This is a genomic window from Paenibacillus sp. FSL M7-0896, from assembly GCF_037975415.1.
GTDB classification, from domain to species: Bacteria; Bacillota; Bacilli; order Paenibacillales; family Paenibacillaceae; genus Paenibacillus_AQ; species Paenibacillus_AQ silagei.
In genome coordinates this window covers 5,429,312-5,441,829 of sequence record NZ_CP150250.1, presented here as the reverse complement: position 1 = coordinate 5,441,829, position 12,518 = coordinate 5,429,312, and the positions used below count along the sequence as shown (strand labels likewise).

The 12,518-nt window shown below is 57.5% G+C and carries 6 protein-coding genes; 5 read left to right on the top strand and 1 reads right to left on the bottom strand.

Annotation, left to right across the window (positions count from 1 at the left end):
• Positions 1–163: 163 nt before the first annotated feature.
• Positions 164–1,069 (top strand): Rpn family recombination-promoting nuclease/putative transposase, encoded by a 906-nt coding sequence (locus tag MKY12_RS23430; protein ID WP_339314964.1) that lies wholly within the window; start codon positions 164–166, stop codon positions 1,067–1,069.
• A gap of 76 nt (positions 1,070–1,145) precedes the next feature.
• On the opposite strand, the gene MKY12_RS23425 is transcribed toward MKY12_RS23430, so the two are convergent.
• Positions 1,146–2,135 (bottom strand): Na/Pi symporter, encoded by a 990-nt coding sequence (locus MKY12_RS23425; protein WP_339311107.1) that lies wholly within the window; start codon positions 2,133–2,135, stop codon positions 1,146–1,148.
• 270 nt (positions 2,136–2,405) lie between these two features.
• Here MKY12_RS23425 and MKY12_RS23420 point away from each other — a divergent pair, with 270 nt between their 5' ends.
• The 4 genes from MKY12_RS23420 to MKY12_RS23405 all read left to right on the top strand — a co-directional run bounded on the left by MKY12_RS23420 (position 2,406) and on the right by MKY12_RS23405 (position 12,246).
• Positions 2,406–3,809, top strand: coding sequence for a class I SAM-dependent rRNA methyltransferase (locus MKY12_RS23420; protein ID WP_339311106.1), 1,404 nt, complete (start codon positions 2,406–2,408; stop codon positions 3,807–3,809).
• Between the two features lie 331 nt (positions 3,810–4,140).
• On the top strand, positions 4,141–4,437 hold the full coding sequence (locus tag MKY12_RS23415) for an AraC family transcriptional regulator (RefSeq protein ID WP_339311105.1): 297 nt from the start codon (positions 4,141–4,143) through the stop codon (positions 4,435–4,437).
• Positions 4,438–4,504: 67 nt separating this feature from the next.
• Entirely contained in the window at positions 4,505–8,065 is a 3,561-nt protein-coding gene (gene addB, locus MKY12_RS23410; RefSeq protein WP_339311104.1) for a helicase-exonuclease AddAB subunit AddB, read from the top strand.
• A complete protein-coding gene (locus MKY12_RS23405; protein WP_339311103.1) occupies positions 8,062–12,246 on the top strand; it encodes a UvrD-helicase domain-containing protein in 4,185 nt (1,394 codons plus the stop codon). The genes addB and MKY12_RS23405 overlap by 4 nt, the downstream gene beginning before the upstream one ends.
• Positions 12,247–12,518 lie beyond the last annotated feature (272 nt).

The following is a 12,518-nucleotide window of genomic DNA, read 5'->3' as shown; positions in this document are numbered from 1 at the left end:
TTTGGTGAGGAATGGGAATGCTCAAAATTAATAAGGTAGGGGTATCACATTCAAACGCGAATGTATGTTCCTTTTATTATATACAATCCCAAATAAATGGAATATAATAACTCAAAATAAGCTTAAACAGAACAAGTTCCAATCTTAGAAGGAGGGGAAACGCATTTCCATACCGCATGATGAAGCGTTTAAAAAGCTGCTTGAGACATTCTTTCAGGAATTTATTGAACTGTTTTTTCCTGAACTGGATGCCATGTTGGACTATAGTGAGACACGGTTTCTGATGCAGGAGCTGCTCGTGGATATTGTGGGCGAGGAAGCGAGGGAACTGGATTTGCTGCTGGAGACCCGCTACAAAGGGCTGGACGGTTATATCCTAATTCACCTGGAACCGCAATCGTATAGGGATACCGCATTCCGTGAGAGAATGTTTATTTACTTCAGCCGTCTATTCAAGCGCTACCGCAAAGACCATAAGCTGATTATTCCGATTGCGATCTTTACCTCAGATGAGGTCCGGGAAGAGCCGGACACGCTGGAGATGTCTATTCCGGAGCATTCCATTCTGCGCTTCCAGTTCCTTAAGGTGGAGCTCCGTAAGCAGAACTGGCGGCGGTTCATCGACTCGGACAATGCGGTGGCTGCTGCGTTATTAGCGAAGATGGGGTATACTACAAGAGAGGCGAGAGAAGTACGGCGGGAATTCCTGCGGATGTTCATCAAGCTCAGGACACGATTGGATCAGGGACGGCTGGCGCTGATTATGTCAGTGGCGGATTTGTATTTCAAGCCGGACCGGATACAGGATGAGGAGATTCTAAGAGAATTAATCGATCATTACCCGGAGGAGGGAGAAGTCATTATGGAATTGATGCCAGCCTGGAAGCGTTGGGGATACGAAGAGGGCAAAGCGGAAGGAATTGAGGAAGGCAAAGCAGAAGGAAAAGCTGAAGGAAAAGCTGAAGGTCAAGCGGAGCTTATCCGGAAATTGCTGCTCCATGGATTTTCTCCGGAAGAGGTATCTCAAGCTGTTGAGTTGCCGCTGGATAAAATTAAAAGGCTGATGTAAATATAGACCTGGGGTGATGGCGCCCTAGGTCTTTTTTGAAGTATAATGAGGACTGCGATTACGATTCTTGGAAGACTCAGGACTGCAGCCGTTGCTCCAGCCTGGACCAGACGCGCAGATAGCATAACGGCAGTACACCAAGCGAACAGACGACGTTGAAAATAGTCTGGGCATGGGCGAGTTGGGCGGCAGGTCCGCCGCCGATCCAGGCGGACAGGGATTGCAGAGGCTGGATGAAGGGCAGGAAGAGTAAGGCGCCGCCGACATTCAGTGTCACATGCGACCAGGCGACGAATACGCCGGAAGGCGTACTGCCAATGGCGGCAATGACAGCAGTGACGCAGGTGCCGATATTCGCGCCGAGGACGATGGCAATGCCAAGCGCAGGCGGCATCACGCCGCTGGCAGCGAGGCCCATCGCCATGCCGATGACTGCGGCGCTGCTGTGCACCATCGCCGTCAGCACAGCCCCGGCGGCTAGTCCCCACAGAGCGCTGGTTGCGGCATGTCCGAGAAACCAGCGGAACAGGGCACTGCCTTCAAGGGCAGGGCCGATGGACTGTATGACCGCGATGCCCCACAGGACGAGCGCGAAGCCGGTGACCGCGAGGCAGATGAATTGCAGCGGTCCCGAGATCCGGCGGCAGACCTCAAGCAGCCGCTGGGACTGCGGGGCCAGCTCGCCGGCCATCACGGCGGCGGCCCACAGGCAGAGCGCCGCGATCAGCAGCGGCACGGCCAGCATGCTGATCTGCAGGCTGATCAGCTCCGTTGTCAGGCAGGTGCCGATGTTGCTGCCGAGAATAATGCCAAGCGTGCGGGCATAGGTCAGCAGCCCGGCATTGACCATGCCGATGGTCAGCACCGTTACAGCGGTGCTGCTCTGCAGCAGCGCCGACAGCAGGGCGCTGACGATCAGGCCTTTGGCTGGTGTGGAGGTCGCCTTGTGCAGGCTGCGCTTCAGCAGCGGACCGGCCAGCCGCGACAACGAGGCTTCCATCACCTTCATGCCGGCGAGGAATATGACAAGACCGTAGAGGACAGGGAATAACAGTTCACGGATCATAAGGACAGGCTCCTTTTTGAAAAGATAAGAAATTATTGGTTTCACACAATAACTTATCCTTCTATTTCTCGCTGAAACGGAACCGTCCTTGAGAGGACAGCACAGCCGTTTCCACTTATATTGTTTCGGGGTCCCCGCAAAGTACCTGAGACATCCTCGAAGCTAACGCCTCACTTTGTGGGGTTATTTTACGGGGGTTGTACCAATATATGAACGCCAGGCATAGGACATGTATATTAATCTGGCAACAAGAATAGGGAGTTGAAGGTATTGGCATCAGTAATTCTGGAACGCAACCGTAAAAAAAGACTGGAACAGGGCCATCCATGGGTCTTCGCCAGTGAAGTAGCATCTGTAGACGGAGATCCGCAGCCAGGCGGACTGGTGGATGTTCTGACCCATCAGGGGCGGTACTTGGCTACCGGGTATTATAATCCGGCTTCACAGATCCGGGTGAGAATTCTGTCGCAGCATAAGCTGGCGGCGATGGACACGGCGTTTTTTGCACAGCGGTTCGCGGACTGTCTGCGGCATAGGGAACGCTTCCTGCCGGGGGCGGACGCTTACCGTCTGGTCTACGGGGAAGCGGATTTTTTGCCGGGGCTGATCATTGACCGCTTCGGTGAAGTCCTTGTGGTGCAGCTGCTGACACTGGCTATGGATCAGCACCGCTCCGAGATTGTGGAGGCGCTGGTGCAGGTGCTGGCGCCGCGTGGCATCTACGAGCGCAGCGATGTCAGTGTGCGGGAGCTGGAGGGACTGGAACAGACCACGGGTGTGCTCTACGGCGAATGCCCGCGCCACATTACTGTAAGTGAGAACGGGCTGAAGGTCATCGTTGATATTGAAGAGGGGCAGAAGACCGGCTACTTCTTCGATCAGCGGGAGAATAGAGCATCGATTGCTCCGCTGATGAAGGGCTGGGGCGGGCGCAGCGGAATTACACTGCAGAACGTAGCAGCCGAGGATGGTTCACTTCAGACGCTGCCAGTCAACAAAAGCGGCAAGCCTGTCACCTTCCCGTACTGGGATGGTGCGACTGTGCTGGAATGCTTTGCGCATACGGGAAGCTTCACATTGCATGCCTGCAAGTACGGTGCCAAGAAGGTAACCTGCCTGGATGTATCCGCGCATGCCATCGAGAGTGCAAAGGCCAATGTGGAGATCAACGGATTCAGCGACCGGGTGGAATTCGTGGTAGATGATGCATTTGCCTTCCTGCGCAATCAGGTCAAGGGTCAGGAGGAACGCACTGAGCGGGCTACGGGCGGCACAGCGGCGGAAGGGAAAACCGGAAGCAAACCGGCTGCCAAGGCGGACACCGCGAAGCCGATGACCGCCGGGGGCGGACGCACGTGGGATGTCGTGATTCTGGACCCGCCTGCTTTTGCCAAGACCAAAAGTGCAGTGGCAGGGGCCGTACGCGGCTACAAGGACATCAATCTGCAGGGTATGAAGCTGGTGAATGACGGCGGATATCTGGTCACGGCCAGCTGTTCATACCACATGCAGCCGCAGCTGTTCCTTGACACGATCATGGAGGCGGCCAAGGATGCCGGCAAGGTGCTGAGACTGATCGAATGGCGGGCCGCAGGCAAGGATCATCCGCAGATTCTCGGCGTGGACGAGGGGCATTATCTTAAGTTCGCCATCTTTGAGGTGCGCAGCAAATAGAATTGTCAGACCCGGCTGCATAGCCGGTTTTGCGGGAAGAGTCTCTTTTATAGAGGCTCTTTTTTGATGTATTTGGTACAGTTAAAAGACCGCCCAAAACCAGAATAGCTGAGATAGGTGTGTTCTGTACAATTAAAATCGGCTCGGAGTAACTGTGGAGATGAAAATCTGATTTTTAGTTGCAGAGAATACACTTAAACCTGTTAACGAGCTATTTTGGCCGCTTTTAGTTGTACCAAATACACCTAAGCACAAATATCAGCCCGAGTCCCGCGCCTGCTGCACTTTAACTTTTGGCGGCTGGAAAAGCTATATCAATCACTTCGCCAGCATGGGCTGCGAATTCGTCGATAGCATGCAGTTCCGCAATGTAACACAGTCCATTAACCGGGCCAGAGAATATATCCGGCTGCATCTGGAGGAGAATCTGACCCTTAACAGCTGTGCGCAGGTCGTTCACTTAAGCCCGAGCTATTTCGCAGGCGCCTTCAAGAAGGAGAACGGCATGACGCTGATTCAGTATATTACCAAGCTGCGGATAGAGCGGGCGCTGCAACTTAGTGAACATTTGCAAACAATGGCAAACGTACGTTCTGGAGCACGCGGTGGAGGTATGCTATACTGTTGAGACGAGAAGTTTCATAGATTCTGGTGTCACATAGAGCGCCAGGGTTCAACGGAAGGAGTCTGCTGAAATGACGGTTAACTTCATCATCGGCCGCTCGGGCAGCGGCAAGACGACTACAGTATGGGAGAGGGTATCCTCAAGGCTGAAGGCAGAGCCGCTTGGGGCCCCGATCATTATACTTGTTCCCGAGCAGGGATCGTTCGGAGCGGAACGGGGACTGCTGGCGGCGGGCGGCGTGAAGGGAAGTCTGCGCGCCCAGACGCTCAGTTTCTCGCGGCTTGCCTACCGGGTGAAGCAGGAGACCGGCGGCAGCGCAAGTCTGCCTATCAGTGAAGAAGGCAAGAAGATGCTGATCTACAAGATTATCAGCAAGCGCAAGGAGGAGCTGAAGTTGTTCGGGGCTTCCTCGGACCGGCCGGGATTTGTGGAGCGGCTCAGCAGTCTGCACACGGAGCTTAAGCGCTGCTGTCTTGGAGCCGGAGACCTGGAGGAGCAGATCGGCAGAATGCGGGATGCCACGCTGGGCAGCCCTATTCTGGCCGGGAAGCTGGATGATCTGCATCTCGTCTTTAGCGAGCTGGACCAGGAGATGTCACAGCTCTATATAGATGAAGAGGACAGACTAGCCGAACTGGCTGAGCATATTGCGGACTCTGCCTATATCCGCGGCGCTGAGATCTGGGTGGACGGCTTCCACGGCTTCAGCAATCAGGAATTCATCGTCTTGCGTGAGCTGATGCAGTACGCGGACACAATGACCATTGCGCTCACACTGGACCGGATCTATCCGCCGGGCGTTGCCCCGCACGAGCTGGAGCTGTTCCATCCGGCGGCGGTTACTTACATTAAGCTCCGGGGAATAGCGGAGGAGATGGGACTTACCGTATGGGATGAGCTGCTGGCTCCGCCTGTCCTGCCAAGGTTCAAGGACGCTCCCGTACTCGCGCATCTGGAGCGCGGATTACAGCGCCGGCATCCCTGGACGGGACCGGCTGAACAGGTGAAGGAAGCCATCAGCATCCGGGCTGGGGCTTCACGCCGCACCGAGGTGGAGGGCGTGCTGCGCGAGATGCAGGCCCTGGCTAGAGAATCGGGGGCTAAATATGGGGAAATGGCGGTATTCATGCGCAATATGGCTGATTATGAGCCGCTGATTGCCCCGTTATTTCAGGACTTCGGCGTTCCGTTCTTCCTGGACCAGAAGCAGAGTGAGCTGCATCATCCGCTGGTGGAATTCATCCGCTCCGCTCTCGATGTCGTCCGCCGCCGCTGGCGTTATGAAGATGTGTTCCGCTGCGTGAAGACAGAGCTGCTGCTCCCGCTGGACGGAAACATTACCCGTGCCCATATGGATGAGCTGGAGAACTATGTGCTGGCCTGCGGCATTCACGGCTATCGCTGGACGGACGGGCGCTCCTGGAAGGGGATTCCGCGCCTCTCCCTGGAGGGCAGTGAGGCTGTAGATGAAGCCATGCTATCCAGAATGGAAGCCTGCCGGAGTGCGATTACAGGACCGCTGCAGGCATTTGAGCAGAGAATCAAAGCCAGCCGCAGCGGTCTGGAGCTATGCCGGGCGGTATATCTGCTGCTGGAGGATACGGAAGCGGCACGGAAGCTCGAAGGGATGGGAGCGGAGTCTCTGAAGCAAGGCCGCCCGGAAGCTGCCCGGGAGCATAGCCAGCTCTGGGGCGCTGTTCTGGGTCTGCTGGACCAGATTGCCGAGATGATGGGCAAGGAACGGATAGATTTCAGCCTGTTCGCCGGGGTGCTGGAGACCGGGCTGGCTGAGCTTAAAATGGGGCTCGTCCCGCCCGCACTTGACCAGGTGCTGGTAGGTACGATGGACCGCACCCGGGTGTCGGGGGTGAAGTACGCCTTCCTGCTCGGTTTCAATGAAGGAGTGGTTCCGGCTCAGTTCAAGGAAGACGGCATTCTCTCCGAAGGGGAGCGCCTCCTGCTGGAGAAGTCCGGTATGGAGCTTGCACCGGGCTCATCCCGGAAGCTGCTGGATGAACGCTTCCTGATCTACAATGCGCTTACCACTGCCAGCAGGAAGCTGTGGATCAGCTATGCCGTAGCTGACGATGAGGGCAAAGCGCTGCTGCCTTCGGAGGTCATCCGCCAGCTGCAGGGAATGTTCCCGCAGCAGTTAGATGAACAATTCCTCTCCGGCTTCCCGCAGAGCGGCAATGATGACGACGCTACCCATATGGACTTCATCGGCCATCCTGAGCAGACGCTCCGCATGCTGCTGCTTCAGCTCCGCCAGTGGCGTCAAGGGGCAGAGATACCCGGCATGTGGTGGGAGGTCTATAACTGGTTTGCGGCGGAGCAGGGTGCAGACAAGCCTGCGGATGAACAGGCAGCGGAATACCGCCATGCGGATCTGTCCATGAAGCTGAAGCTGGAGCGGCTGCTCGGCTCGCTGTTCTACCGCAATGAAGGCATACGGCTGAAGAAGGAGACCAGCCTGCGCCTGTATGGCGGCTCCACGCTGCGCGGCAGCGTGTCACGGATGGAGCGGTTCGTTGCCTGCTCCTTCTCCCATTTCGCTTCCTATGGGCTGAGGCTGAAGGAGCGCCAGCTCTACAAGCTCCAGGCCCCGGATATCGGGCAGCTTTTCCATGCGGCCCTCAGTGAGATGGCGAAGCGGCTGCAGGAGCAAGGCCGCAGCTGGGGCAGCATGACTGCGGAGGAATGCCGCACGGAGGCGGGGAAGACCGTAGACAAGCTGTCTCCGCTGTTACAGGGAGAGATTCTGATGAGCAGCAAGCGCTACGGCTATATCTCGCGCAAGCTGAAGAATATTGTCGGCCGCGCTTCGGTCATCCTCGGGGAGCATTCGCGGCGCGGGAGTTTTGAGCCGGTCGGGCTGGAGCTGGATTTTGGCCCGGGCCAGGAGCTGCCTCCGCTGAGAATCACACTGCCGAACGGCTGTGTCATGGAGGTGGTCGGCCGGATTGACCGGGTGGATAAGGCTGAAGGGGAGCAGGGGATTCTGCTGCGGGTGATCGACTACAAATCAAGCCAGAAGGATCTCAAGCTGCATGAGGTCTACTATGGATTGTCGCTACAGATGCTGACTTACCTTGATGTGCTGCTGACCTATTCCGAGCAATGGCTGGGCCAGGAAGCACTGCCTGCCGGAGCGCTCTATTTCCACGTTCATGATCCGCTCCTGACCTCAGCCAACGGAATGAACCGGGAGCAAGCGGAGCAGGAGCTGATGAAGCGCTTCAAGATGAAGGGCCTGCTGACCGCCGACCGTGAGGTGGTCTCGCTGATGGATACCACACTCGACAAAGGGTATTCCTCTATTGTTCCGGTAGCGCTGAAGAGTGACGGCAGCTTCTACAGCAGCGCATCCGTAGCTACCCCAGAACAGTGGGGGCAGCTGCGGTCCTCAGTGCGCAGCACGATCTCGGAGATCGGGACTAGCATTACAGAGGGGGATGTGGCAATACAGCCTTACCGCATTCAGCAGGAAACAGCCTGTACCTTCTGCTCCTTCCGTCCCGTCTGCCAGTTCGATGAAGCGGTGGAGGGCAATAGCTATAACATTCTAAGTAAGCCGGGCAAAGAAGTGATCTGGGATCTGCTGTCCCGCAAAGGAGGAGAGAAGCTGTGAGTACAAGACCTGTACCCGAAACGAAGCCGGAAGGCAGTCTGTGGAGTGACGACCAGTGGCGCGCCATTGCCGAGAGCGGCAGCGATATTCTCGTGGCAGCGGCAGCCGGTTCCGGCAAAACGGCGGTCCTTGTCGAGCGGATTATCCGCAAAATCAGCAATGAGGAAGCGGGCTTCAGTGTGGACCGGCTGCTGGTGGCAACATTTACCAAGGCTGCCGCCTCCGAGATGCGCCAGCGTATCCGGGAAGCGCTGGAGCGTAAGCTGGAGGAGGACAGTGAGGGCGGGAATGAATATCTGCGCCGCCAGCTTGCCCTCCTGGGCAGAGCCTCCATTACCACGCTGCATTCCTTCTGCCTTGAAGTAATCCGCCGGTATTACCAGATTATTCCAATTGATCCCGGCTTCCGTATCCTGAATGAGCATGAGGCGGAGATGATGCGCCAGGAGCTGCTGGAAGAGTTGCTCGAGGAGAAATACGGCGAGGTTGCCGAGGACGGGGAAGATACCCTGTTCGTGCAGCTCGCAGACTGGTTCAGCGGTGAACGGAGCGATGATGCGGTGCATTCGCTGATTCAGCGGCTGCATGATTTCGCGCGCAGCCATCCCTGGCCTGCGCAGTGGCTGCGGGATACCGCAGCCGACTTTGCGCTGCCGGATGCTGAGGCTCTGAGCCATACACCTTGGGTGCAGAGCATTCTTGCCGAAGCCAGGCTGACGCTGAAGGGGGCGATCAGCCAGCTGGAGCAGGGGCGTGACATTGCGCTTCAACCCGGCGGTCCGGCGCCTTACGCGGAGAATCTTGCTGCCGATCTGGAGATGGCGCAAGGCCTGCTGGACGCGGTGGACTCACAGCCCTGGGCCGGATTGTATGATATCTTCATGGAGATCTCCTTCGGGAAGCTGAAGCCCTGCAAGAAGGATGCCACTGATCCGCTGCTTCAGGAGAGCGTGAAGGCAATCCGGGATCAGGTGAAGAAGAGCCTGCTCGAGCTGCAAAAATCTCTGTTCGGCCGTCCGGCGGAATCCTTCCTGAGTGAACTACATACGGCGGCTCCGCTGATGCAGGAGCTGGCGGAGACCGTAATCGCGTTCGGCGAGCGCTACAGGCTGGAGAAGGCGGGCCGGGGGCTGGTGGACTTCAGTGATCTGGAGCATTACTGCCTGCAGATTCTGCGCCATCCGGACTCGCAGCCGGGGCATTCGCTCCCGTCGGATGCGGCGATGGAGTATCGCAGCCAGTTCGACGAAGTGCTGCTGGACGAATATCAGGATACTAACAGTGTGCAGGAGGAGATTGTCCGGCTGATCTCCCGGGAATTCCCCGGCAACCGTTTCATGGTCGGGGATATGAAGCAGAGTATATACCGGTTCCGCCTGGCGGAGCCGGGACTGTTCCTGGATAAATACCGCAGGTTCAGTAATGATCCTTCCTACGGAGACAGTGCAGGTAGCACCCTGCATGTCTTTGAGGCAGATGGCCGGGCGGGGGCTGATCCGGGACAGGAGGAACGGGAAGATGGTCTCGTCATCGATCTGGCCCGCAATTTCCGCAGCAGGCTGGAAGTGGTGAATGCGGTGAATATGGTCTTCCGGCAGATCATGGACAGCAATGTCGCGGAGATCAGTTATGATGAGCGGGCAGAGCTGGTGTACGGAGCAAACTTTCCGGGAGCTGCGGATAAAGGTCCGGATACTTATTTTGCGCCGGAGCTGCTGCTGATCGACAAGGGAGCCTCAGCCCCGGGTCCGGCGGACGAAGCGGCAGAGGGCGATGAGCTGCCCATTCTGGAGCTGGAGGCTGCCGAGAGTGAGACTGCGCAGCTGGAAGCACGGGCCATTGCCCGTCGTATCTCGCAGATGACGGGAATGACCGGCGGTGAGCCGCTGCTGATCTATGATAAAGGACTGCGGATCATGCGTCCCGTAGTATACGGCGACATTGTCATTCTGCTGCGTTCGGCCCGGGTATGGACGCCGCTGATGATTGAGGAGCTGCGGGGTGAGGGTATTCCGGCGTACGGGGACCAGAACAAGGGTTATTTTCAGGCTACCGAGGTAGAGATTGCCCTCTCCCTGCTGCAGATTGTCGATAATCCACGCCAGGACATTCCCCTGGCCGGAGTACTGCGCTCACCGGTAGTGAATCTTCGCGAGGAGGAGCTGGCGAAGGTGCGGCTGTGCAGCAGAGGGACGTTCTACGATACGCTGGTTGCGGCCTCTGAAGCAGGGGAGGCACTGCGGGACAATCCGCCGGATCTGTTCTGGGAGGCCGCGCTGCTGGCGGGGCAGGGGGCCGGTACCGGTGACACAGCCGGAGAGACAGCCGCCGCGTCAGAGCTTACGCCATCGTCAGGAAATGAGAGTGTACAGGAAGGTATAACTGACGGAACCGATGCTTCGGCGGCGCTGCGGGATATTCCGCTTACGCTGCAGCGTAAGCTTAAGTCCTTTCTGGATAGGCTGGAGAACTGGAGAAATGCTGCCCGGCAAGGAAGCTTAAGCGAGCTGATCTGGAGGATCTACCGGGAGAGCGGGTATCTGGAGTGGGTCGGAGGGCTTCCCGGAGGCTTTCAGCGCCAGAACAATCTGAAGGCGCTGTATGACCGGGCTGTTCAATTCGAGAACGAGACCTCGGCCAGAGGGCTGTTCCGCTTTCTGGTGTTCATCTCACGGTTGAGAGAGAATGGCGGCGATCTGGGGGTTGCCGGAGGAAGCAGCGAGGAGGCCGGGGGCGTCAGAATTATGACGATCCACAAATCCAAGGGTCTGGAGTTCCCTGTTGTTTTCCTGGCAGGTATGGCCAAAATGTTCAACCGTCAGGACCTGCATTCCCCGTTCCTGATGCACAAGGAGCTTGGCTTCGGGCCGCGTTTCGTGGAGCGGGAGACCCGGGTCAGCTATCCGACGCTGCCCTATCTGGCGATTAACCGCCGTTCGCGGCTGGAGCTGCTCGCTGAGGAGATGCGCGTGCTCTATGTCGGACTGACCCGTCCGCGCGACAAAATGATTCTGGTCGGCACGGTCAGAGATCTGCCGCGCACGGTTTCGGGCTGGGCAGCGATGCAGGGCCGCGAAGAGTTGCTGCTGGCGGATCACCTGCTGGCCCGGGGCCGCAGCTATCTGGACTGGGTGGGACCGGCGCTGATCCGCCACCCTGCCGCTGCTATTCTGCGCAAGCTGGCAGGCAGTGAGGGACCGGTATCCACGGTGCTGCATGGCGATGAGTCGAACTGGAGCATTACGGTGACTGGTGCAGCGGAGCTTAGCCCGGGCGCTTTTCTTGCCGGGGACGGCGATCAGGCCAAAAACGAACAACGCCGGGTGATGCTGGAGGCGCTCCGCAGGGGCAGGGCGGTGTCAACACCTGAAACCCCGGCAGCTGCGCAGATAGCGGAGAGACTGGGCTGGACTTACCGGTATGCGGCAGCGTCAAGCATCCCTGCTAAGACCTCTGTCACCGAACTCAAGGGGTTATTGTCGATGCAGGAGCAGCCGTCTTACGACCAGCTGGAGGAGCGGAAGCTCCCGGGTGGACCGGACGAACGGAACGAACGCGGGTATAGGGACAGCCTGCATCTCCAGCGGCCGAAATTCATGGAGCAGCGGGGACTTACCCCTGCCGAGCGCGGAACGGCTTATCACACGGTGATGCAGCATATCCCCCTGGATGAGCCGGTAGACCGGTCTGTGCTGGAGGCTACGCTTGCGCGTCTTGAAAGGCTTGCTATCCTTAGCAAGGAACAGGCGGATGCGGTGGTGCTGGAGGAAGTTGAGCAGTTCTGCCTGAGTGAGCTGGGACACAGACTGTTCCATTCTGCCTGGAAGACCAGAGAGCAGCCCTTCAGTTACACGATGCCAGCCGGTGAAGCCTACCGGGGGCTTGACTATCTGGACGAAGCGGCTGCCGGACTTGCGGATGAACGCGGCGGCGGTGATTTTGCAGAGACGGTACTGATTCAAGGGGTGATTGACTGCCTGTTCCGGGAAGAGGGGCGGCTGATTCTGCTGGATTACAAAACAGATCATATCCCTCCGCACGGGGACGGGCTTACACAGCTGTCGGACAAATACCGTTTCCAGCTGGAGCTGTACAGTAAGGCGCTGCTGGATATTCTGGGCGAGCCGGTCAGCGAGGTGTGGCTGTACTTTTTCGACGGCGGACATGCTGTGAGATTGTGATTGGCGGGGAAGGATTGCGGTAGCTGCGGCGGATGAGGATGAGGCGGATCTAGGGTGCTACGCGGTATTTTAGACTAATACATGCTTGCGGTCTGAAGTTCGTTGGCTGTCGACTGAAATGATATTTATGGATAAGAGTTCTATGAATGATTCGTAGAGTGGCTTTGCTGGCTGAATGTGGCTGAAGGATCGCCGGGAAGAGCAAGAGTGTATCTAATCTCACGGTTAAAGGCTGAATGTATGCTATAAGCCGAATGCAACCGGCTGGAACA

Bases quoted from the DNA above. Each gene is read 5' to 3' on its own strand.
- MKY12_RS23415 (WP_339311105.1), top strand. From the start codon at position 4,141: ATGGGCTGCGAATTCGTCGATAGCATGCAGTTCCGCAATGTAACACAG.
- MKY12_RS23425 (WP_339311107.1), bottom strand. From the start codon at position 2,135: ATGATCCGTGAACTGTTATTCCCTGTCCTCTACGGTCTTGTCATATTC.
- addB (WP_339311104.1), top strand. From the start codon at position 4,505: ATGACGGTTAACTTCATCATCGGCCGCTCGGGCAGCGGCAAGACGACT.